Source organism: Devosia sp. J20-27 (assembly GCF_055808595.1).
This window is the reverse complement of record NZ_CM147875.1, coordinates 3,858,687-3,880,636: the sequence shown is the minus strand read 5'-3', so window position 1 is coordinate 3,880,636 and position 21,950 is coordinate 3,858,687. Positions and strand designations below refer to the sequence as shown.

At 65.5% G+C, this 21,950-nt stretch carries 22 protein-coding genes and 2 riboswitches; of the genes, 9 read left to right on the top strand and 13 right to left on the bottom strand.

All coding sequences use genetic code 11. The features are described from left to right. Positions 1-579 carry a YqgE/AlgH family protein gene (locus tag AC0L4C_RS19280; RefSeq protein WP_473401370.1) on the bottom strand — a complete coding sequence of 193 codons (579 nt, stop codon included), beginning with the start codon at positions 577-579 and terminating at the stop codon, positions 1-3. 152 nt (positions 580-731) lie between these two features. On the opposite strand from AC0L4C_RS19280, the gene AC0L4C_RS19275 reads away from it, so the two are divergent. The 8 genes from AC0L4C_RS19275 to AC0L4C_RS19240 all read left to right on the top strand — a co-directional run bounded on the left by AC0L4C_RS19275 (position 732) and on the right by AC0L4C_RS19240 (position 9,182). Continuing rightward, the gene (locus AC0L4C_RS19275) at positions 732-1,532 is read left to right on the top strand and encodes a protein-disulfide reductase DsbD domain-containing protein (RefSeq protein ID WP_473401368.1); all 801 of its coding nucleotides are present in this window, start codon (positions 732-734) and stop codon (positions 1,530-1,532) included. A gap of 72 nt (positions 1,533-1,604) precedes the next feature. Beyond that, on the top strand, positions 1,605-2,105 hold the full coding sequence (locus tag AC0L4C_RS19270; protein WP_473401367.1) for a redoxin family protein: 501 nt from the start codon (positions 1,605-1,607) through the stop codon (positions 2,103-2,105). 13 nt (positions 2,106-2,118) lie between these two features. Then, on the top strand, positions 2,119-2,709 hold the full coding sequence (locus AC0L4C_RS19265; protein ID WP_473401366.1) for a hypothetical protein: 591 nt from the start codon (positions 2,119-2,121) through the stop codon (positions 2,707-2,709). Between the two features lie 57 nt (positions 2,710-2,766). Beyond that, positions 2,767-2,864, top strand: a riboswitch (glycine riboswitch). Beyond that, positions 2,865-2,960, top strand: a riboswitch (glycine riboswitch). 54 nt (positions 2,961-3,014) lie between these two features. Continuing rightward, positions 3,015-4,166: a glycine cleavage system aminomethyltransferase GcvT gene (gene gcvT, locus AC0L4C_RS19260; protein ID WP_473401365.1), complete on the top strand. Its 1,152-nt coding sequence runs from the start codon at positions 3,015-3,017 to the stop codon at positions 4,164-4,166. Beyond that, positions 4,166-4,531, top strand: coding sequence for a glycine cleavage system protein GcvH (gene gcvH / locus AC0L4C_RS19255; protein WP_473401364.1), 366 nt, complete (start codon positions 4,166-4,168; stop codon positions 4,529-4,531). Before gcvT ends, gcvH begins: the two co-directional genes overlap by 1 nt. Before the next feature lie 176 nt (positions 4,532-4,707). Further along, entirely contained in the window at positions 4,708-6,042 is a 1,335-nt protein-coding gene (gcvPA, locus tag AC0L4C_RS19250; protein ID WP_473401363.1) for an aminomethyl-transferring glycine dehydrogenase subunit GcvPA, read from the top strand. Next, positions 6,042-7,586: an aminomethyl-transferring glycine dehydrogenase subunit GcvPB gene (gene gcvPB, locus AC0L4C_RS19245; RefSeq protein ID WP_473401361.1), complete on the top strand. Its 1,545-nt coding sequence runs from the start codon at positions 6,042-6,044 to the stop codon at positions 7,584-7,586. The genes gcvPA and gcvPB overlap by 1 nt, the downstream gene beginning before the upstream one ends. Positions 7,587-7,775: 189 nt before the next feature. Continuing rightward, positions 7,776-9,182, top strand: coding sequence for an MFS transporter (locus AC0L4C_RS19240; RefSeq protein ID WP_473401360.1), 1,407 nt, complete (start codon positions 7,776-7,778; stop codon positions 9,180-9,182). A gap of 9 nt (positions 9,183-9,191) precedes the next feature. Here AC0L4C_RS19240 and AC0L4C_RS19235 read toward each other — a convergent pair whose 3' ends face one another. From AC0L4C_RS19235 to AC0L4C_RS19195, 9 genes are all read right to left on the bottom strand, one after another. Continuing rightward, positions 9,192-9,647 (bottom strand): GNAT family N-acetyltransferase, encoded by a 456-nt coding sequence (locus AC0L4C_RS19235; RefSeq protein ID WP_473401359.1) that lies wholly within the window; start codon positions 9,645-9,647, stop codon positions 9,192-9,194. A gap of 75 nt (positions 9,648-9,722) precedes the next feature. After that, the gene (locus tag AC0L4C_RS19230; protein WP_473401358.1) at positions 9,723-10,223 is read right to left on the bottom strand and encodes a F0F1 ATP synthase subunit B family protein; all 501 of its coding nucleotides are present in this window, start codon (positions 10,221-10,223) and stop codon (positions 9,723-9,725) included. Beyond that, a complete protein-coding gene (locus tag AC0L4C_RS19225; protein ID WP_473401357.1) occupies positions 10,220-10,894 on the bottom strand; it encodes a F0F1 ATP synthase subunit B family protein in 675 nt (224 codons plus the stop codon). The genes AC0L4C_RS19230 and AC0L4C_RS19225 overlap by 4 nt, the downstream gene beginning before the upstream one ends. A gap of 75 nt (positions 10,895-10,969) precedes the next feature. Continuing rightward, the gene (locus AC0L4C_RS19220) at positions 10,970-11,197 is read right to left on the bottom strand and encodes a F0F1 ATP synthase subunit C (protein ID WP_395010337.1); all 228 of its coding nucleotides are present in this window, start codon (positions 11,195-11,197) and stop codon (positions 10,970-10,972) included. A gap of 68 nt (positions 11,198-11,265) precedes the next feature. Next, positions 11,266-12,021, bottom strand: coding sequence for a F0F1 ATP synthase subunit A (locus tag AC0L4C_RS19215; protein WP_473401356.1), 756 nt, complete (start codon positions 12,019-12,021; stop codon positions 11,266-11,268). A gap of 24 nt (positions 12,022-12,045) precedes the next feature. After that, a complete protein-coding gene (locus AC0L4C_RS19210) occupies positions 12,046-12,441 on the bottom strand; it encodes an AtpZ/AtpI family protein (RefSeq protein ID WP_473401355.1) in 396 nt (131 codons plus the stop codon). Positions 12,442-12,627: 186 nt separating this feature from the next. Beyond that, complete coding sequence (locus AC0L4C_RS19205; protein ID WP_473401352.1) at positions 12,628-16,086, bottom strand: chromosome segregation SMC family protein; 3,459 nt, start codon at positions 16,084-16,086, stop codon at positions 12,628-12,630. A gap of 24 nt (positions 16,087-16,110) precedes the next feature. Next, positions 16,111-16,752, bottom strand: coding sequence for a DsbA family protein (locus tag AC0L4C_RS19200; protein ID WP_473401351.1), 642 nt, complete (start codon positions 16,750-16,752; stop codon positions 16,111-16,113). Positions 16,753-16,856: 104 nt separating this feature from the next. Further along, the gene (locus AC0L4C_RS19195; protein ID WP_473401350.1) at positions 16,857-17,366 is read right to left on the bottom strand and encodes a DUF721 domain-containing protein; all 510 of its coding nucleotides are present in this window, start codon (positions 17,364-17,366) and stop codon (positions 16,857-16,859) included. Between the two features lie 90 nt (positions 17,367-17,456). Here AC0L4C_RS19195 and AC0L4C_RS19190 point away from each other — a divergent pair, with 90 nt between their 5' ends. Beyond that, on the top strand, positions 17,457-18,557 hold the full coding sequence (locus tag AC0L4C_RS19190) for an A/G-specific adenine glycosylase (RefSeq protein WP_473401348.1): 1,101 nt from the start codon (positions 17,457-17,459) through the stop codon (positions 18,555-18,557). Positions 18,558-18,581: 24 nt separating this feature from the next. Here AC0L4C_RS19190 and AC0L4C_RS19185 read toward each other — a convergent pair whose 3' ends face one another. The 3 genes from AC0L4C_RS19185 to AC0L4C_RS19175 form a co-directional block, all read right to left on the bottom strand. Next, positions 18,582-19,712, bottom strand: a complete 1,131-nt coding sequence (locus tag AC0L4C_RS19185; RefSeq protein WP_473403560.1) for a DNA methyltransferase — start codon at positions 19,710-19,712, stop codon at positions 18,582-18,584. A 132-nt stretch (positions 19,713-19,844) separates the two neighbouring features. After that, positions 19,845-20,495, bottom strand: coding sequence for a ribonuclease HII (locus AC0L4C_RS19180; RefSeq protein WP_473401347.1), 651 nt, complete (start codon positions 20,493-20,495; stop codon positions 19,845-19,847). 155 nt (positions 20,496-20,650) lie between these two features. Next, entirely contained in the window at positions 20,651-21,793 is a 1,143-nt protein-coding gene (locus AC0L4C_RS19175) for a PA0069 family radical SAM protein (RefSeq protein WP_473403559.1), read from the bottom strand. Positions 21,794-21,950 lie beyond the last annotated feature (157 nt).

Here is a 21,950-nt window from a genome sequence, read left to right as displayed (position 1 = left end):
TCAGGCATTGCCGGCCGTCGAACTGAGGCTGGCGCGGGTGATCCCCAGCGTTCCCAGGGCAGCGTCATAGCGCATTTCGATCGGCGTTTCGAACAGCAGGTCGCGCGAGAACGGCACGGTCAGCCAGCCATTGCTCTTGATCTCGTTCTCGAGCTGGCCGGGGCTCCAGCCGCAATAGCCCAGCGCGAACAGCGCCTCGGCCGGCTGGTTCTTGAACGCCATCGCCTTGAGCACATCCAGCGTTGCGGTCAGGCAGACATCGTCGCTGACGGTGTAGCTGTTGTCCTGCCGGAAATAGTCCGAAGAGTGCAGCACAAAGCCGCGGCTGCGCTGCACCGGACCGCCGCGCAGCACCTGCCGGCCCTTGATATCGTCGGGCAGGCGGATGAGATCCTCTTCCTCGCCAATGCCCAGTTCTTCGAGGATGTCGGCAAAGCGCATGTCCTCCAAACTCTGGTTGACGACCAGGCCCATGGCGCCCTCGTCGCCATGGCCGACCATGTAGATCACCGAATTCCTGAAGCGGTCGTCTCCCATGTCGGGCATGGAGACCAGAAACTGGCCCTTGAGCGAAATCATCTGCAAAACTCCTTCGCCTGATCGTCGGGCGAGAACCAAACAGCCACCGCAAATCAGAGTCTAGACCGCAATCGGGGCCCTGCAAAGTCCGCTCACGCGGCGATGAACCAGGAGTGTCTTTTTTGCAGCCCGAAGTTCGGTTATCGCTGTGCATGCGCTTTTTTGCCCTCGTCCTCGCCGTCTTTTGCAGCACTCCCGTCCTCGCCGCCGCCACGGACTGGCAGCAGGTGGCGCCCGATACCATGATCCGTCTGATCTCCAGCGATCAGCTGACCGCTGACGGCAGGCTGCTGGCCGGCATCGAGATCGACATGCCGCAGAGCTACAAGACCTACTGGCGGGTTCCCGGCGAGTCCGGCATTCCCACAACGGTGGATTTCGCCGGCTCCACCGGCCTGGATGCCCACAGGATTCTCTGGCCCTTGCCGGTTATCGACCAGTCCCAGGGTTTTCTGGATTTCGTCTACCACGGGCCCACCCTGCTGCCGCTCGAACTTGATGCCGACGGGGGCGCCCTCGACCTGCAACTGCGGGTGGTGATGGGCGTCTGCTCGGACATCTGCGTGCCGGTGCAGGCGACGTTCTCGCTGCCGGTCGATCTGGCCAGACCAGATGTGGGGCAGGCACTGCGGCTGACCCAGGCGCTGGCTGAGGTCCCCCTGCCGGCGCCCGACGACGCGGTGATCGGCGAGGTCACCGAGACCCCGGCAGGCCTTGCGGTTCCGCTGATCGATGCCGCCATCGATCCCGCCTCGATCGTGGCCGCTGTCGACGACCCGTCGGTGCTGATCGGCGCGCCGCAAAAAAGCCCGGATAGCGGCATAATTGTCCTGCCGGTGTTCGGGGGCGACGCGCAGCCGTCACTGGTGGGGCAATCCATCGAGATCAACTATATGACGCCCGCGGGCCCCTTCAGGGTGGTGCGCAAGATCGCTGCCGGTGGGTCGACGTAGATCGCCGGGTGATCTAGGGTGCGCGCCGCTGCCTTGGCGGCATTTGAGTCAAATTTCGAGGTTGCGCCTTTGATGATCCGATCCGGTGATGCCATCCCCCCGGTGCCCGTCAAACTCGTCGACACCGGCGGCGTCAGCGACACGACAGCCAACGCGGTGCTAGGCAGCGGCAAGGTCGTCTTCTTCGGCGTTCCCGGCGCCTTTACGCCGACCTGCGACACCTCCCATTTGCCCGGTTTCGTCGCCACCGCAGACCGGATCATGGCGCTCGGCGTCGACCGCATCGTCTGCGGTACGGTCAATGACCATCACGTCACCAAGGCCTGGGCCGAACGCTCCGAGGCGTTGGGCAAGGTCGATTTCATTGCCGATGCGCACGCCGAATTGGCCGATGCGATCGGCCTGTCCAAGAATTTCGGCGATCTGGGCAAGCGTTTTGCCCGCTTCGCCATGATCCTCAATGATGGCATCGTGCAGGATGTCTTCGTTCAGGACGTGTCGGGTGTCACCGTGTCCGGTGCCGCCGCAATCATCCTTGCCCTCGAGGGGCAGGACGCGCGTATCAGTGCGTAAGGGGGAGTTGACTATGCGTAAGTCTGATGTGGCGCGGGCCGCGCGCTTTGCCGGCGTCGGGGCCCTGGCCCTGATCCTGTCGGCCTGCTCGATGGGCAACATGTTCGCGCCGGGCGACTCCGGCCAGTCCGCGAAGTTGAAGAATTCCAGCGCCACGCCGCAGGAAATCTCGGCCGCTAGCACCAATGCCCTGCCTGCGATCGCCACCGAATGCCCGGAAATCAAGGTCCGGCCCGGCAGCGAGGCGCTGTTCTACTACGGCAAGGGCAAGGTCGGCGATCCGCGCAGCCTCAACTACCAGGCCGTCATCGAAAAGCAGTCGCGCAACTGCGTCGTGTCCAACGGCCTGATTTCCGTGAAGATGGGCGTCGTCGGCCGGCTGCTGCTTGGCCCGGCCGGCAACCAGACCAACGTCAACCTGCCGCTCCGCTTTGCCGTCGAGCGCGAAGGCGTTGCCGTGTTCTCCGAGCGCTACGACATTCCGGTCAACATCACGCCACCCAGCCAGGCCGAGGAATTCGTCAAGGTCGTCGAAAACGTCGACATCCCTTACCTGGGCGGCGAGCGCATCACCATCTGGGTCGGCTTCGACACCAAGGGCTGATCGCTGTGGCTTGCTGACGCCGCCGATTGACTCGGCGGCGCCCAGGCCGCAATAGAGGAATTGACTGCGGGAGAGACCGTCCGGACCATGTCCGCGTCGGCGCCGAAGGAGCAACCGCCCCGGAAACTCTCAGGCAAAAGGACCGCAGTTCTTAGTCACTCTGGAAAGCGGGCGATCTCGCCCCACCGAAGGAGCAACCTGCCCATAGGCTGGCAGGGAAATCTCTCAGGTTAGCGGACAGAGGGGGCATGACGTGTGAGGGCTCGCCCTTGCGCGATAGCATGCCTTCGAACCGCGGGTGACTTATGTCTGACGCCAATCTCAAGACCGTCGCATTGAACGACCAGCACGTCGCCGCCGGCGGCCGCATGGTGCCGTTCTCCGGCTATTCCCTGCCGGTGCAATATCCCACCGGCATCATGGCCGAGCACAAATGGACCCGCGAACACGCCGGCCTGTTTGACGTCTCGCACATGGGCCCCAGCTTCCTGACGCTGACCGCGCCGACCGGCGATGCCGAGGCCGACCACGCCGCCGTCGCTGCCCTGGTCGAACCGCTGATCTGCGGCGACATCCAGAGCCTCAAGCCCGGCCAGGTCCGCTACACCCTGCTGCTCAATGCGTCCGGCGGCGCCCTCGACGATCTGATGATCGCGCGGTCGCCGAAATTTGCCGGTGCGCTCTATATCGTCGTCAACGCCGGCACCAAGGAGGACGATTTCGCCCTTATTGCCAAGGCTGCCGGCGACAAGGCCAGCTTCACCCGGGTCGACGACAATGCGCTGCTGGCCCTGCAGGGGCCGGAAGCTGTCGCGGTGCTCGAGGCCATGGTGCCCGGCGTTGCCGAACTCGGCTTCATGACCTATGCGCCCTTCCAGTGGAAGGGTGAGGAATTGATCATCTCGCGGTCCGGCTATACCGGCGAAGACGGCTACGAAATCCTCTGTGGTGCCGATCGCGTCGCCGAATTCTGGGACGCTCTGCTCGCCGACGAGCGCGTCAGGCCCATCGGCCTCGGCGCCCGCGATTCCCTCCGCCTCGAGGCCGGCCTGCCGCTCTATGGCCACGACCTCGACGAGACCGTGTCACCGGTCGAGGCGGGCCTGAAATTTGCCGTTTCGAAACGCCGCCGCGAAGCCGCCGACTTCCCCGGCGCGGCGCGTATTCTCAAGGAATTCGGCGGTGAACTCGATCGGGTCCGCGTTGGCCTGCTGGTCGACGGCGCACCGGCTCGCGAGGGCGCCGACATCCTCGACAGTTCCGGCGCAGTGATCGGCAAGGTCACCTCCGGCGGCTTCGCCCCGACGCTCGGTCGCGCCATCGCCCTCGGCTTCGTGCCGCCGGCCAGTGCCGCTGCCGGCACCATGCTCTCCGTCTCCGTCCGCGGCCGCTCGCAGCCGGCTCAGGTCGCCGAAACCCCCTTCGTTCCCCATCGCTACTTCCGGAAGGCCAAGTGATGACCACCAAGTTCACCAAGGACCACGAATACATCGCCGTCATCGGCAATATCGGCACCGTGGGCATCACGCCCTACGCCCAGGAGCAACTCGGCGACATCGTCTTTGTCGAACTCCCCGAAGTCGGCAAGCAGGTGAAAAAGGGCGACGAGGCCGCCGTGGTCGAGTCGGTCAAGGCCGCCTCCGAAATCTACGCCCCGGTCTCGGGCACCATCACCGAGGTGAACCAGCGCCTCTCCGGCGAGCCGGGTCTCATCAACACCGATCCGGAGACCGACGGCTGGATCTACCGCATCGAGATCGCCAGCGCCGACGAACTCGACGCCCTGCTGGACGCCGCCGCCTACGCCGAAATCAAGGCCTAGAACGGTGGCCCTCCACCCACTCCCCAACCCTCCCCGCAAGGGGGAGGGTGTCCGCCGATGGGTTGTGCAGGATCGGGCCGTTGCCTCGATCCACACCTCCCCCCTGGTGGGGGAGGCGGGGAGGGGGGATGCCTCTCGCGCCGCCATCAGCCGTTTCACCCGAAAGATCTGACCCCATGCGTTACCTTCCTCATTCCGAGGCTGATCGGGCCGATATGCTGGCCGCCATCGGCGCCAGCGATGTCGATGCGCTGTTCGCCCGTGTGCCCGCCGGCGCCTACAAGAGCTCGCCCCTCGATCTGCCGTCGCATTTGCCCGAATTTCTCGTCGAAGCCCATATGCGTGCCCTGGCGGGACGCAATCGTGCGGCCGGTGACGGCCCGTTCTTCCTCGGCGCCGGCGCCTATCGCCACCACGTGCCGGCCTCGGTCGATCATCTGATCCAGCGCTCCGAGTGGCTGACGGCCTATACGCCCTACCAGCCGGAAGTGTCGCAGGGCACCCTGCAGATGCTGTTCGAATTCCAGACCCAGGTGGCCAATTTGACCGGCATGGAGGTCGCCAACGCCTCCATGTATGACGGCTCCACCGCCACCGCCGAAGCGGTGCTGATGGCCCGCCGGCTGACCCGCCGCAACAAGATCATCCTCTCCTCCGGTCTGCATCCGCACTATCGCGATGTCGTTCGCACCTATGTCGGCGACGGCGATGATCTCGTCATCGTCCCGCACGCCCAGGCCGGCAGCCTGCCGCTGCGCATCGACACCGAGACCGCGGCCATCGTCGTGCAGACGCCGGACTATTACGGCTCGCTGCGCAATATCGAGGAATATGCGCTGCTGGCCCATGATGTCGGCGCGCTGCTGATCGTCGTGGTCACCGAGGTAGTCTCGCTCGGGCTGCTCGAATCGCCCGGTGCGCTCGGCGCCGATATCGTCGTCTGCGAAGGCCAGTCGATCGGCAATCCGTTGAACTTCGGCGGTCCCTATGTGGGGCTGATGGCGACGCGCAAGGAATTCATCCGCCAGATGCCCGGCCGCCTCTGCGGCGAAACCGTCGATGCCGACGGCAACCGCGGCTTCGTGCTGACCCTCTCCACCCGCGAGCAGCATATCCGCCGCGAGAAGGCGACCAGCAATATCTGCACCAATTCCGGCCTCTGCGCGCTGGCCTTCACCATCCATCTGTCGCTGCTGGGTGAAGCCGGCCTGAAGCGGCTTGCCCGCCTCAACCACGCCAATGCCAGAAAGCTGGCTGATGCGCTGGCGGTGGTGCCCGGGGTCGAACTGATCAACAAGACCTATTTCAACGAGATGACCGTGCGCCTCAACAAGCCGGCCGCCCGTGTCGTCGATATCCTCGCCGATCGCGGCATCCTGGCCGGCGTCCCTGCCGGCCGCCTCGATCCCGAACATCCCGACGTCGAGAACCTGCTGATCGTCGCCGCGACTGAACTGACCACTGATTACGATATTGCCGCGCTCGTTGCCGGCCTGCGTGAGGTGCTCTGATGGCCATGAACACACAAGGCCGGCCGACCGGCATCGGCAGCGGCAGCTACGCCTCCACCGGCTCGTCGCTGCTGCCCAATGAACCGCTGATCTTCGAACTCGGCGACACCGAGGTGTCCGGCGTCGACCTGCCGGAAGCCGAGATCGACATGAGTCATCTCGGCGGCTTCGAACGCCACACGCCGCTCGGGCTGCCCGGTCTCTCCGAGCCCGAAGCGATGCGCCACTATGTGCGCCTCAGCCGCCTTAACTACTCAATCGACAGCGGCATGTATCCGCTCGGCTCGTGCACCATGAAGCACAACCCGCGGCTCAACGAGAAGATGGCGCGGCTGCCCGGCTTTGCCGACATCCATCCACTGCAGCCGGCTTCGACGGTGCAGGGCGCGCTGGAACTGATGAACCAGCTTGCCCACTGGCTGATGACCCTCACCAACACCGCTGCCGTGTGTCTCACCCCCAAGGCCGGGGCACATGGCGAGATGTGCGGCATGATGGCTATCCGCGCCGCACAGGACGCGGCGGGGCAGGGCCATCGCAAGATCGTCCTGGTCCCCGAAAGTGCCCACGGCACCAATCCCGCCACGGCGGCCTTCCTCGGCTATTCCGTGCGGGCTGTCCCGGCGCGCGATGATGGTACGGTGGACGTCGAGGCGGTCAAGGCGGTGCTGTCGCCCGATGTGGCGGCCATCATGCTGACCAATCCCAACACCTGCGGTCTCTTCGAGCCGCAGGTCATCGAGATTGCCGCGGCGGTTCATGAGGCCGGCGCCTTCTTCTACTGCGACGGCGCCAACTTCAACGCCATCATGGGTGTCGTGCGCCCCGGTGATCTCGGCATCGACGCCATGCACATCAACCTGCACAAGACCTTCTCCACGCCGCATGGCGGTGGCGGGCCGGGCGCCGGCCCCGTGGTACTGTCCGAAGCATTGGCGCCGTTCGCGCCGGTCCCCTTCGTCCGGCAGGGCGATGGCCCGCTGGCGCTGGTCGAGCATGCCGAAGGCACCCATCTGGGGCGGATCACCGCCTTCCAGGGACAGATGGGCATGTATGTGCGGGCACTGACCTATATGCTCAGCCACGGCGGCGACGGCCTCGCCCAGGCCGCCAAGGATGCGGTGCTCAACGCCAACTACGTGAAGGCACGGCTCGAGAGTGTGTTCTCGGTGCCCTATCCCGATCAGCCCTGCATGCATGAGGCCCTGTTCGACGACAGCTTCCTCGAGGGCACCGGCGTATCCACCCTCGATTTTGCCAAGGCGATGATCGACGAGGGCTTCCATCCCATGACCATGTACTTCCCGCTGGTCGTGCATGGCGCCATGCTGATCGAACCCACCGAAAGCGAGCCCAGGCAGACCCTCGACCATTTCTGTGATGTCATGCTCGAACTGGCTGCCGACGCCAAGGCCGGCAACAGTGCGCGCTTTACCGCCGCACCCACCCGCGCCCCGCGCCGCCGTCTCGACGAGACCCGGGCCGCCCGCTCGCCGCGTCTAAAGTGGGAGCCCCAGGCCGACGTGCCGCAGGCCGCCGAGTAACCTGGCTTCCCTCGCCCTTGAGGGAGGGATCGAGGGTGGGGTGGTCCAGTGTCACTGATGGACTCCCACCCCCAGCCCTTCCCCTCAAGGGGGAGGGGAGTGACAGGGCAGCGATATACGAACCCTCGCGTGAGACTTCGCGCACGGGCTGTGCTAGGTTGCTGGAATTCCACTCCTGTCGCGTAGCCCATGCCCCCCACATTCTCTCCGCAGGCGCGCAACGTCGCTCTCGTCGTTGCCGCTGCCTTCTTCCTGCAACTGCTCGATGGCGTGATCATCGTCACTGCGCTGCCGCAGATGGCGGTGGCCTTCGGCGTCGATACGCTGCAGATGAGCATCGGTGTCACCATCTACATGCTGGCCAGCGCCATCTTCATTCCGGCGGCCGGCTGGCTGTCGGACCGCTTCGGCGCGCGCCGCGTCTTCCTGGCCTCGATGGCGCTCTTTACTCTTGCCTCACTGGCCTGCGGCCTGTCGTCCGATCTCACCCAGTTCACCGTCGCCCGCTTCGTGCAAGGCATGGGCGGCGCCATCATGGTGCCGGTGGGCCGCATCATCGTGTTGCGCAACGCCAAGAAGTCCGAAATCGTCTCCGCGATCGGGCTGACCGTGTGGCCGGCCCTGTTCGCCCCGGTCATCGGCCCCGCCATCGGCGGCTTTTTCACCACCTATATTTCGTGGCACTGGAATTTCCTGGTCAATATCCCGCTCGGCCTCTTCGGTCTGGCGATGGTCATGCTGATCATCCCGGCCGACACCGAACGGCGCGAGTCGCCCTTCGACTGGGTCGGCTTCCTGCTCTCGGCCCTTGGTCTTGCCGGGTTACTCTATGGTTTTGACGGTCTTGCCAACGGCGCCCTGCAGCCGGAGCTCTCCGCTCTGCTGATCACGCTCAGCCTTGCCATCGGCACTGCCGCCGTCCTCTGGCTTCGCCGCACGGCGCATCCTTTGCTCGATCTGACCGCCTTGCGCATCCCCACCTTTGCCGCTGCCGAGGCATTGGCCGGCGCCGCCCTGCGGCTCGCCATCAATGCCACGCCATTCCTGCTGCCGCTGATGTTCCAGGTCGCCTTCGGCCTCGATCCGCTGCAATCGGGTGGGCTCGTCATGGCGTACTTCTTCGGCAACCTGCTGATGAAGACGGTGTCGACGCCGGTGCTGCGCCGCTTCGGCTTCCGCAATGTCCTCACCATCAATGGCACCATGGCCGGCATCGGCATCGTGCTCTGCGGCTTCCTGATGCCCGATACGCCCTATCCCCTGCTGGTCGCCATCCTGGTCTTTGCCGGCCTCACCCGCTCGATGCAGTTCACCGCCCTCGCGACGCTGGCCTTCGCCGATATTGAAGGCGACCAGCGCGCCTCGGCCTCGACCCTGCAATCGATGTTCCAGCAGATCACCTCGGTGTTCGGCATCGCGCTGATTATCGGCCTGCTCAACGTCGCCCAGTTGTTCCACAGCGGCGAACCACTGGGCCTGGGTGATTTCCGCTTCGCCTTCATGTTCGTCGGGGCAATCACCATTGCCGCGTCGCTGCAGCTGCTGACGCTGCATCGGGCGGCCGGCGCCGAAGTGTCTGGTCACCAGCGCGGCTAGAAGGCGGAACTACAGCCGCTTGCTCAAATAGACCACGGTACCGTCGCCGAATGGCTCCTCGCGGTCCTCGACATAGCCATGGTCGGCGTAGAGCTGGCGGTTGCTGCCCATCCGCCCGTTGGTCAGCATCCGGATCTCGCCAAACCCCTGTACCAGCGCCAGTTCCTCGGCATGCGCCAGCAGACGCTTGCCCGGTCCCTGGCCCTGCGCCTCCGGCGTCACCGCGATGTTCTCGATCCACAGGTGATCGTCCCGAGGCTCGGTCTCGATCAGCGCCACCATGCGTCCGGCCTGCTCCAGCACGTCGAAGCGGTGGCGTTTGAGCGCGGCCTCGTAGTCCGCCTGCATCGGCCGAGGCTCCCGGCCGATCACCGGCACCCACTTGGCATAGGCCGCGCGCACCAGGTCGCGGATCACGCTGGCTTCATCTGCTCTGGCCCGCCGGAAACCGCTGTCGCTGTCCATTCAGAACCTCCAGCCCAAAACAAAAAAGGCGGGCTCGCTGCCCGCCTTCCAAAACCTCTGACTGACGGCAGCGCCTCAGTTCAGTCGGTCGCCCACATCCTTGATCGCCTGGGTGACGAGAGCGTCGCCCTTTTCGGCCATCTGCTGGGTGAGCAGCACGCGCGCAGCTTCCACTGCGACATCGGCTGAGCGCGATCGCACATCGGCAATCGCTTGGGCCTCGGCCTGGGCGATCTTGTCTTCGACGGCCTTGGTGCGGCGCACGATCATCTGCTCGAGCGACGCCTTGGCGTCGGCGGTCAGCCGGAAGGCTTCCTCGCGGGCGGCCGCGACGATGTCCTCGGCTTCCTTCTCGGCGTTTTCGCGCCGGGTCTGGTAGTCGGCGAGCAGGTCCTTGGCTTCGGCGCGCAGCGCCTCGGCTTCGGCGAGTTCCTTCTCGATCTGGGCGATCCGGCCATCAATGGCCTTGGCCAGCATCTTGGGGACACCAAAATAGATCGCCACGCCGATAAAGATCAGCAGGCCGATGGTGGCCCAGATGGTTGCGCCAGTCGTTGCGTCGAAACCGAAGCTCACGATGCCATCTCCTTGGTCGCGGTTGCCACGGCGGCCTTGGCCTGGGCGGCGGTTACCTTGCCCGAGAGCTTCTCGACCAGCGCCACGGCCGTATCGGCCGCAATGCCGTCGACATTGCCCAGGGCGGTCTGCTTGGTCTCGGCGATCCGGGCCTCGGCAGCGGCAACGCGCTTGCTGAGGTCGGCCTCGACATCGGCACGCTTGCCGTCGATATCGGCCTTGATCGAGCTGCGGGTCTCCTCGGCGATCTTGTGCGCATTGGCGCGCGCATCGCTGAGAGCCTGCTCATAGGCCTCGGCCGCCCGTTCGGTTTCCGTGCGCAGACGCTCGGCTTCCTTGAGGTCGCCCTCGATCCGCACGCGGCGGCTCTCGAGGATCGAGCCGATGCGCGGCAGGGCCGCCCGGCTCATCACCACGTAAAGGAACACGAAGGCAATCGCCAGCCAGAGCAACTGGCCGCCGAAGCCTGCCGGATCGAATGGCGGAAAAACTTCACTATGCTCGGTGCCGGCGGCATGAGCTTCAGTGGTCGCATGGGTAGCGTCCGTGGCGGCATGCTCCGCGTCGGTAGCATGGCCCGCGTCAGGCGTGTCGACGACGACGCCTTCCTGCAACGCATCGCCAGTCTCGGCCTGCGCGACAATGATGATGTTGGAGGTCGAACCCGCCATTTTCTGTCCCTATGCCACCCGAGCCCCGGCACGCCGGGGCTCGATGTTTCGTCTCGTCCGTCCCGGTCTGAAAAATCAGACTGCGAACAGGAGGAGCAGGGCGATCAGGAACGAGAAGATGCCCAGAGCTTCGGTCACGGCGAAACCGAAAATCAGGTTACCGAACTGGCTCTGTGCAGCCGACGGGTTGCGCAGTGCACCCGACAGGAAGCTGCCGAAGATGTTGCCCACACCGATGGCGGCGCCGGCCATACCGATTGCGGCGATACCTGCGCCGATAAACTTTGCTGCTTCAGCTTCCATTATAGTCTGCTCCTGTTAGCGACCGATTGGCGACGCTCACCGCCGCCTCACTGTGAACCGGTCAGAGATTAATGCGACGGATGGATCGCATCATTGATGTACATCGAGGTCAGGACTGCAAACACATAGGCCTGCAGGGCCGCCACGAGGAATTCGAGAGCCGTGATCGCCACCGTCATGGCCAGCGGCAGCAGTGCGCCGAGCCAGCCGAGGAAGCCCAGCGAACCGAGCGTCACGATGAAGCCGGCGAACACCTTGAGGGTGATGTGGCCAGCCAGAATGTTGGCGAACAGACGGACAGAGAGTGAAATCGGGCGCGAGAGGAACGAAACGACCTCGATCGGCACCACGATGGGCAACACATAGGCGGGCACGCCAGCCGGAACGAACAGCTTGAGGAATTTGAAGCCGTTGCGCCAGAAGCCGTAGATAATGACGGTGATGAACACCAGCATCGCCAGGGCGAAGGTGACGATGATGTGGCTGGTGACCGTAAAGAAGAACGGCACCATGCCGAACAGGTTTGCCACCAGCACGAACATGAACAGCGAGAACACGAACGGGAAGAACTTCATGCCTTCCTTGCCCGCCGAGTCTCTTACCATCTTGGCGACGAACTCATAGAGCATCTCGGACACCGCCTGCCAGCGGTTCGGCACGATCGAGCGGTTGCGCGTCGACAGCAGCAGGTAGCCGGCGATGAGGCCGACCGTCAGCAGCATGAACAGCGAGGAATTGGTGAAGCCAAAACCGCCATCTCCAAAGGAGAAGAGGTCGGTAATCACGAACTGGTGGATCGGGTCGACTTTGTTCGGATCGGCCAAGACTTAGGTCCTCTGGGACAGGGGTTATACGTTGTCGTCTTCGTCAGTTCCCGGACCGAGGTCCGAGCCGGGCGGCGGTGGTGACGCCCGGTTTATTTCGGCGGCCGCGCGAGTGACGTTCAGCACGCCCGCCGCAAAACCGACCATCAGCAGCACCAGCAACAGCCAGGGTCCGGTGTTCAACCAGAGATCCAGCAGATACCCGATGCCGGCCCCGACGAGAATAGCCGCGATGAATTCCGACCCGAGCCGCAAACCGCGGCTCAACCCGGACATGTCCCGCGCAGCGTTTCCCCCCGAAGAGGCCTGCCCGACTTTGTCCTGCTCCCGTGCACGGCGAATGCGCGCTGCCAGATCCGAGGTCAATCCCCCGGTTTTGCCAGTACCACCGGAACGCTTCGTCTCGCGCGGATCAACCATACCGCCGTCCTCGCCACGTATCCGGTCCGAAACACTTTACGGAGCCCTGAAAGTCGCGCGCACCATAGTGTTGCGCCCGAAGTGTGTCAAGACTGCCAAAATCGATGTAACGCATTGAAATAGAAGGGAGTTTTCTTCCACAATTCGGGTGTGACATTAAGTCATCTCCCGGTCGCGAGGATTCTCTCAACCTGCCTCCGCCACGGCGTGTGCCGTCGTCAGATCAACCGACACCAGCTGGCTCACGCCGCGCTCGGCCATGGTGACCCCGAACAGCCGGTCCACCCGGCTCATGGTGATCGGATTGTGGGTGATCACCAGAAACCTGGTTTCGGTGCGCTGCCGCATCGTGTCGAGCAGGTTGCAGAAGCGCTCCACATTGGCGTCATCGAGCGGCGCATCGACTTCGTCGAGCACGCAGATCGGTGCCGGATTGGTGAGGAATACCGCAAAGATCAGGCTCATCGCCGTCAGTGCCTGCTCGCCACCCGACAGCAGCGTCATGGTGGTCGGTTTCTTGCCCGGCGGCCGGGCGATGATCTCGAGCCCGGCTTCCAGCGGATCGTCGCTCTCGACGAACTGCAGTTCTGCCGTACCGCCGCCGAACAGGGTCGTGAACAGCTCCTGGAAGTGTGCGTTGACCTTGTCGAAGGCCTCGTTGAGCCGCTGCCGGCCTTCCCGGTTGAGGCTCTGGATGCCGCCGCGCAGCTTGGCGATCGCCGCGATCAGGTCGTCGCGATCCTTGACCATGATGTCGAGCTTCTCGCGGACCTCTTCGCTTTCCTTCTCGGCGGTCAGGTTGACCCCGCCCAGCCGCTCGCGCTCGGTCTTGAGACGCTCGACCTGTGTCTCGACCTGCGCCTCGGGGGGCAGCGCCTGTTCCGGCTTGATGCCGGCGGCCTGCGCCGTCTGGCTGGCCTGGATCGACAGCGTTTCGTTGACCTGACGCTCGATCTGGTGCCGCTGCGCCACGAGCCCCTTCATCCGCTCCTCGACCCGGCCGAGCAGTTCGCGGGCCCCGCTCAAGCCTTCGGCCGCCAGCCGCTGCGCCTTGTCGGCATCGCGATGCCGGTTCTGCGCCTCTGTCAGCCGGTCGGTGGCTGCCTGATGCGCCGCCCGGGCATGAGCGATATCGGCGTCGATGGCCCCGCGCCGGGCCACAAAGCTTTCCGGTGTCGCCGACGCGGCCGCCAGTTGCGCCGCCACCTCGGCCAGCCGGGCTTCCAGCGTCGCCACCTGGTTGACCGCTGCCTCGCGCCGCCGCTGCCAGTTGCTGGTTTCCGTGGCAATCTGCCCGAGCCGGGAACTGCGCATCCGCGCCGCCGTCTCGAACGTGCCGAGGCGCAGCCGCGCCTGGTCGGCCTTGTCACGGGCTGCGGTCAGCAGGCCCTGTCGGGCTGCCGCCACTTCGGCTGCCTCGCTCTCGTCGTGGGCCTCCGCCAGCGCCTTCTCGGCTTCGGCCTGTGCGGCCTCGGCTTCGGCGAGTCCCGTATCGAGTCGTGTCCGTGCTTCTTCCAGCGCGCTCTGCCGCGCCGTCAACTCACTGATTGCCCGTTGTGCCTTGTCGACGGCGGCCTGGGCCACGCCGATGGCGTGCTGCGCCCGGCGCCAGCCTTCGCGCTTGTCGCGCTCGATGCTGCGGGCGTTTTCGAGGGCCTCGCTCAGCACCGCGACATCGGCCCGCTTCGAGTTGCGCTCGGCGCGCACGTCGGTGATGTCCGCCTGCAGCTCCGTCAGGCGGTTCTTTTGCGCCAGCCGTTCGGCTGCCGCACTCGGCGCGTCGGCGGCTGCGACCAGCCCGTCCCAGCGCCACAGCGCTCCGTCCCGCGCCACCAGCCGTTGCCCGGGCTTCAGTTCGTTCTGCAGGCGCGGACCATCGCCGTTCTCGACCAGTCCGATCTGGTCCAGCCGCCGCTTCAAGAGGGCCGAGCCGGACACCATCTGCGACAGCGGCGTCACGCCGGCGGGCAGGGCAGGGTCGCCCGCACCATCAAGCGGGCCTGCCCAGTGCAGCGGTGCCGCTGCATCCGGTGAGGCATCGAGGTCGTCGCCCAGTGCCGCGCCCAGCGCAGTTTCGTAGCCCGATTGCACCGTCAGGCTGTCGACGATCGACGGCCAGGCGCTGCTGCCGCCACGCTTGAGCATGCGCTCGAGCGTCTGCGCTTCGGCGTCGAGCCGATTGAGCCGGTTCTCGATCTCCTGCAGGGCCGGCCGGGCGCCATCGACGGCCGCCTGTGCCGCCTGCGTCGCATTCTCCGCCGTCACTGCCGCGCTTTCGGCATCGGCCGTCGCCGCCTGTGCGGCTGCCAGCGCCGCCCGCTCCCGCTTGAGCGTGTCGTCGGCCTCGAGCGACCTGGCAATGCCCGCCGCTTCCTGCACCACGTCGGCGATCTGCTGCTTGAGCCGCGCCACCCGCGTCCGTGCGTCTTCGGCCGTGCGCTGCGCCTGGGCCCGCCGGGCCCGCACCTGCGCCTGCGCATCGGCGGCGCTGCGGGCCTCTGCCTCGGCAGCTGCGACGGCGGCCTGAGCCGCCTCGGCCGCCTGTCGCGCCGTGTCATAGGCCTGCTGTTCGCCGGCCGTCTCGGCCTCGAGCCGCGCCTTTTCCTCGATATAGGTCTTGAGCGTCTCTTCGCTCTCGCCGGCCAGCGTCCGCTCGCGCGCCGCATCGGCCTCGACCTGCTTGAGACGAACTGCCAGTTCTTCGCGCCGCGCTTCGGCCCGGCGGGCCTCTTCGGCCAGCTGTTCGGCGAGGATGGTGAGACGCTGCAGCGCCGCACTCTTGGCAGCATCTTCCTCACGCAGCGGCTGTACGGCCTTGTCGGCGAGGAACAGCACCTTCTGCGCTTCCAGCTCGAGATGCTGGGCCTCGGCGAGCTGGTTGACCAGCCGGCCCTGCTCGGCCTCCGCTTCTTTCTCGGCGGCGCGCGCATGCACCCAGCGTATATGGAAGAGCGTTGCCTCGGCCCGGCGGATATCGCCCGACAGGGCGCGGTAGCGTATCGCCAGCCGCGCCTGGCGCTTGAGCTGTTCGAGCTGCTGCTCGACCTGGGCAATGATGTCGTCGACGCGTTCGAGGTTCTGCTCGGCGGCCCGCAACCGCAATTCGGCCTCGTGCCGGCGCGAGTGCAGGCCGGAAATGCCGGCGGCTTCCTCGAGCAGGGCGCGGCGCTGCTGCGGCTTGGCCGCGATCAGTTCGCCGATCTGTCCCTGCCGCACCAGTGCCGGCGAATGGGCGCCGGTCGAGGCATCGGCAAAGAGCAGCTGCACGTCGCGGGCGCGCACTTCCTTGCCGTTGACGCGATAGACCGAGCCTTCTTCCCGCTCGATTCTGCGCGTGATCTCGAGCACATCGGCATTGTTGAGCAGGGCAGGGGCGGTGCGGTCGGAATTGTTGAGCACCAGCGTGACTTCGGCGGCATTGCGCCCCGGCCGGTTGCCCGAACCGGAAAAGATCACGTCGTCCATGCCCGAGGCGCGCATCGCCTTGTACGAGCTTTCGCCCATCACCCAGCGCAGCGCTTCGACCAGATTGGACTTGCCGCAGCCGTTCGGACCGACCACACCGGACAGACCGGGCTCCAGATGGAGCTCGGTCGGATCGCAGAACGATTTGAAGCCGTGCAGCTTGAGACGCGAGAACTTCATCCCGCGCCTTTACCAGAATGGCGGTTAGCTGAGGAGAGGGTCGATGACCGCCTTGAGCTCCTCGAGCGACTTGTCCCCAGTCAACTGCTTGCCGTTGACGTAGAACGTCGGGGTGCCTTCCAGCTTGAATTCGTTGGCCGCCTGCTCCTGCATCACCTTGAGCTTCTCGAACAGCTCCTGATTCGCCAGCGCGGCATCGAAGGTCTCGTCGGTGAAACCGAGCTGCTTGGCCACCGCCAGCAGCGCGTCGCGCGGCTTTTCGGCAATGCCCCAGGTCGCCTGCGTGGCGAAATAGGTGTCGACGACCTGGTGATACTTCTCCTCGCCCGCGGCTTCCGCCAGCAGGAACACCACGGCGTCCTGCAGATTGCGGATGAACGGGCGCAGGATGAAGCGCACCTTGCCGGTGTCGATATATTCTGCCTTGAAGCTGGGATAGACGTCGTTGGCGAACGTCGCGCAATGCGGGCAGGTCGGCGACGCGTATTCGATCACCGTAACCTTGGCATCGTCCGGGCCGAGCACCTTGTCGGGGATCGCCACATCGGCAAGCGCCGCCACGTCCTTGGTGGTGCCTTCCTGCGCCTGAGCCGACCCGAGCCCGAGTGACGTGGCGAGAGAGGCCGAGGCTGCGAGGATCAGCGTGTCGCGGCGGGTAAGTTTCACTGGTTAGCTCCGGTTCTTGAATTTGTAGCGCACACTACACTTCAGCAAGGTGGCGGCAAGGGGGCAGTCGCATCAAGAGGCAGTGATCCGGGAGTGTCCGGTTCTCAGCCCTTCCTGCGCCCGGCAAGTGCCAGGCCGAGCTGCCGCAGCGCTTCCTTGACGCCTTTATCCTCCACCTTCTCGACTGCCGCGCCGACGGTGCGCCGTGCCGGCTCGGACAGGGGAACTACCTCGTCCTCGTCGGCTGAACGGGGCGTGAACGGCTCCGCCGAGATGCGGCAATTGGCAACCAGAAGGTAGCCGAAATAGCGATTGATCGACCGGGCGATCGTCGCGCCCTCGTGGCTGACCGCCAAAGCATGGCCCGGCGCACAGCGCAGATAGAGCGTCGCCCCGTCCGAGCCGCGCTCGCCGCGGGGCCAGGTCAGCCGGTCGGGAATGGTCACCGTGTCATAGGGCTTGGGCGCCATCGCCGCCCAGTGGGTCAGGATATCGCGGCTGGCAAAGCCGCGCTTGCGCATCGCCGGATCGAGCGCGCCCTTGAGCGCCTCGGCCATGTCGACGGTGCGGTTGAGCCGCTTGGGCGGTGTGTCCGCCTTGGGCTTTGCAGCCATGTCGCCTCTTCCCCGCCGATCACGCGTCGCTGATAACCGATCAATGCGCTTGCGCCGCGGCGCCGGCTCATTCATCTCTCGTCATCTATCATGCCGCAAGCCGCTTCCCGACAAAACCCTGCACCCATCGACGCGCATGCCGTGCTTGCCTGGTACGATCAGCACGCCCGCGACCTGCCCTGGCGCGTCAGCCCGGCCGATCGCCGCGCCGGTATTGTGCCCGATCCCTACCGGATCTGGCTCAGCGAGGTGATGCTGCAGCAGACCACCGTTGCTGCGGTGCAGAAATACTTCCTGCGCTTTACCAGCCTGTGGCCGACGGTCGCCGATCTCGCTACGGCGCCGCTGGACGCCGTGCTCAAGGAGTGGGCCGGCCTTGGCTACTACGCCCGGGCGCGCAATCTGCACGCCTGTGCCGAGGCGGTCATGGCAACGACCGGCGAGTTTCCCCGCACCTCGGCGGCGCTCTCGGCGCTGCCGGGCATCGGCCCCTACACATCGGCGGCCGTCGCCGCCATCAGTTCGGATGAACGCGTTGCCGTCGTCGATGGCAATGTCGATCGCGTCCTCGCCCGCTATCTCGCCCTCGAGACCCCGGTTCGCGAGGCCAAGGACCTGATCCGCCAGACCGTGCAGGCCGCCGTGCCGGAGCGCGCCGGCGACTTTGCCCAGGCACTGATGGATCTGGGGGCCACAATCTGCACGCCGCGCGCCGCGCTCTGCATGCTCTGCCCGCTGCAGGCGGGGTGCCTGGGGACGAAGGGCAATCCGCTTGCCTTCCCGGTCAAACCGGTCAAGCCCGAGCGGCCCGTCCGCCATGGCCATGCCTTCGTCATGCGCGACCCCTCGGGCGACGTTTACCTGCAGAGCCGCCCGGACAAGGGGCTGCTCGCCAAGATGACCGAAACCCCCGGTTCGTCCTGGCTGCCGGAGAAATCAGCCCCTGTCTTTCCGCGGCAGGAAGACTGGAGACACCACGGCCAGGTGGTACACATCTTCACCCATTTCCGCCTCGAACTCGAGATCTGGTCGGCGACGGTAGATCCCGCCGGCCTTGAAGGCGGCTGGTGGGCCGCCCCGCACGATCTCTCCGGCGAGGCCTTGCCGACGCTGTTCCGCAAGGTCCTCGCGGCAGCGGGCCTTGCGGCAAAAGAAGACCGCCGGTCCATGCACGGAACCGGCGGTTCATAGGCCTGACGCTTTTTGGAGGTCCACTCAGGCAGATAGTCGGTCCATCTGCGCCCGGATATCGGCGCGAAAGATATCGATGGGGGCCAGCCGGCCCTGGTGTTCGGCGTGCCAGAAGGTCCAGCCATTGCAGGCTTCGGCGCCCTGGACCAGCGCCCCGACCTTGTGGATCGAGCCGGCGTGCTCGCCGGAACTCACCGAACCGTCGGCCCGCACCAGCGCCGAATAGCGCATCCGGTCGTCGTAGAGGAATGTCCCGGGCTCGATCATGCCCATCTCGATCAGCGAACCGAACGGCACGCGCGGGGCGCTGCGCCTGGTCGGCGCCGTCGCAATGGTCTCGGCGCTGTAGGGCTTGACCGAGGCGATGCGCTTGAGCGCCGCCGCGATATAGCTGTCCTCGCGCTCGATGCCGATGAAATGCCGGCCCAGCTTCTTGGCTACAGCGCCCGTTGTCCCGGTTCCGAAGAACGGATCGAGCACCACGTCGCCCGGCCTGGTCGTGGCAGTCAGCACCCGGTAGAGCAGGGCTTCGGGCTTCTGCGTCGGATGCACCTTGTCGCCAGCGTCATCGGTCAGCCGTTCGCCGCCGGTGCAGATCGGAAACAGCCAGTCGCTGCGCATCTGCGTGTCGTCATTGGCCTGCTTGAGGGCTTCGTAATTGAAGGTGACGCGGCTCTTCTGGCTGCGCGCCGCCCAGATCAGCGTCTCATGCGCATTGGTAAAGCGCGTGCCGCGGAAGTTCGGCATCGGGTTGGCCTTGCGCCAGACCACGTCGTTGAGCATCCAGAAATCGAGATCCTGCAGCGCCGCGCCGACCCGGAAGATGTTGTGGTACGATCCGATCACCCACAGCGCTCCGTCCGGCTTGAGCACGCGGCGCGCTGCCTGCAGCCAGGCGCGGGTGAACACGTCGTAATGGCCGAAGCTCTCGAACTTGTCCCACTCGTCATCGACCGCATCGACCTTGGACTGGTCGGGCCGGGTCAGGCCCTGCTCGAGCTGCAGATTGTAAGGTGGATCGGCGAAGATCAGGTCGACCGAACCGGCCGGCAGGGCGTTCATTTGCTTGATGCAGTCACCGACCAGAATGGTGTCGATCGGCAGGTGAGCCTGGTCCGCCGTGGCGGCTTCGTCCATTTGACGCGCGGTACGCAACATACTGATAACCCTAACGCAGCACTAACCATGCCGTTCTAGGCCGTCAGGGTTAAGGCTGGGCTAAGCATCAGGGTTAACAGAGGGTTAGCTGGTCCTCTGCAGGCAGGGTCGCAACTTTGCCGCCGCCTGTCAGGCCACCGATTTCAGGCGCAGCGCCTGGGCGCAGGGGGCAAAATCCATGCGGTGGTGTCGTCCAGGCCCATGCATGGTCAGGGCGGCCATATGCACCGGCGCCGCGTAGCCCTTGTGGCTGGCAAAGCCGAAATGCGGCTCTTCGCAATCCATCACCGCGCACATCCGGTCGCGCGTCACCTTGGCGACGATCGAGGCCGCTGCAATCGAGACGCTGCGGCCGTCGCCGCCGATAATGGTTTCGACCGGGCAGGGCATGTCCTTGGGCGGGCGATTGCCGTCGATCAGCACGTGGTCAGGTGTCAGGGCCAGCCCCAGGACCGCCTGGCGCATGGCCCAGAGCGTGGCGCCAAGGATGTTGAGACGCTCGATCACCAGCGGCGGCGCCATCACGATGCTCACCGTCGCCGTCGCCATGATCCTGTCGTAGAGCGTCTCGCGTTCGGCGGCAGTGAGCTTTTTGGAATCATCGAGCCCCACAGGCACCTTCCGCCTGTCGAACACCACGGCGCTGACCACCACCGGTCCGGCCAGCGGCCCGCGTCCGGCCTCATCGATACCGGCCACCACCGTTGCGCCGCGCCGCACCGCCCGCCTTTCGAAGGCGAGGTCGGGACCTTTTCCGGTATCGGGCGAATCGGCACGCATGTCTCCAGCATGCCGATCCCGCCTCGCCAGTAAAGGCGCTCTGCGCCGCGGCGTCAGGGTCGCGAAGGCGGCCAGCCGGCCGGAACAGGGCCTGCTCACTGGACCTGCAAACGCCCGGCCCCGCCTTCGCGGCCATGACGCCGCAGCCCATGTGCTCAAAACAGGTCGAGCTGTGCGTCCTCAAGCCGCGGCGGCACGAAGAGGTCAGTGCGCAGCGCTGGCATCTTGTCGACGAGGCCATAGCGCACCCGCGCCTTTTCCAGTCTCTGCTGCATCAGCACCGCATAGGGACCTTCGCCGACAAAGCGCGTGCCGAAATTGGGGTCATTGTCCTTGCCGCCCCGCACGTCGCGCACGAGACTCATGACGTGCCGCACCCGATCCGGATAGTGCCGCAGCAGCCACTCGCGGAAAATGTCCCGCACTTCGCCCGGCAGCCGCAGCATGATCGCATGCGCCGTCCTGACGCCCTGCGCCGCCGCTGCGTCGATGATCCGTTCCAGCTCCATATCATTGATGGCCGGCACGATCGGCGCCACCATGACGCCGGTCGGCACCCCCGCCTCGCTCAACAGCCGCAGCGCCTCAAGCCGCTTTTCCGGCGATGAGGCCCGCGGCTCCATCTTGCGGCTGAGTTTGTGGTCCATGCTGGTCACCGAGATGCCGACCCGGATGAGCCCCAGTTCGGCCATCGGCTGCAGGATGTCGAGGTCCCGCACCACCAGCGCCGATTTGGTCGTGATCGTCGCCGGGTGCCGCGTCTCCAGCAGCAGCTTCAGGATCTCGCGGGTCAGCTTGTGGGTGCGCTCGGACGGTTGATAGGGGTCCGTGTTGGTGCCCATGGCGATCGGCCTGGGCTTGTAGCGCTTGTCGGCCAGCTCCTTCTTGAGCTGCTCGACGGCATTGACCTTCACATAGATGTCGCGCTCGAACTCCAGCCCCGGCGAATGCCCGAGATAGGAATGCGTCGGCCGCGCGAAGCAGTACGAGCAGCCGTGCTCGCAGCCGCGATAGGCGTTGATAGAGCGGTCGAAACCGATATCGGGACTGTCATTGCGGGTGATGATGGTTCGCGCCCGCTCGATATGCTCGACGGTCTCGAAACCCTTCAGTTCCTCGACCTGGCCCCAGCCGTCGTCCACCGCTTCGCGGCTCTGCATCTCGAACCGTCCGGCGCGATTGCTCTGCGCCCCGCGGCCACGATTGGACCTCGAGTCCAGCAGCCTGCGGCCGATCAGATCGGCATCGCGCGTCTGGCTCAGTTTCTCCAAGGCTTCAAAACTTGGGGCAACGTGCATTGCCATGGTCTGTCTCCTGGCGGGCCGATTCGGCCTGCATCATGGATTGACACTAACGCGGAAAAGAGAACAAAGGAAGAACAAAAGCTGGAACGCGTTCTTCATGGGGCTTGCGTGCACAACGCGCTGCAAAGGCAAAGCGTTGCCCTCCCCATTA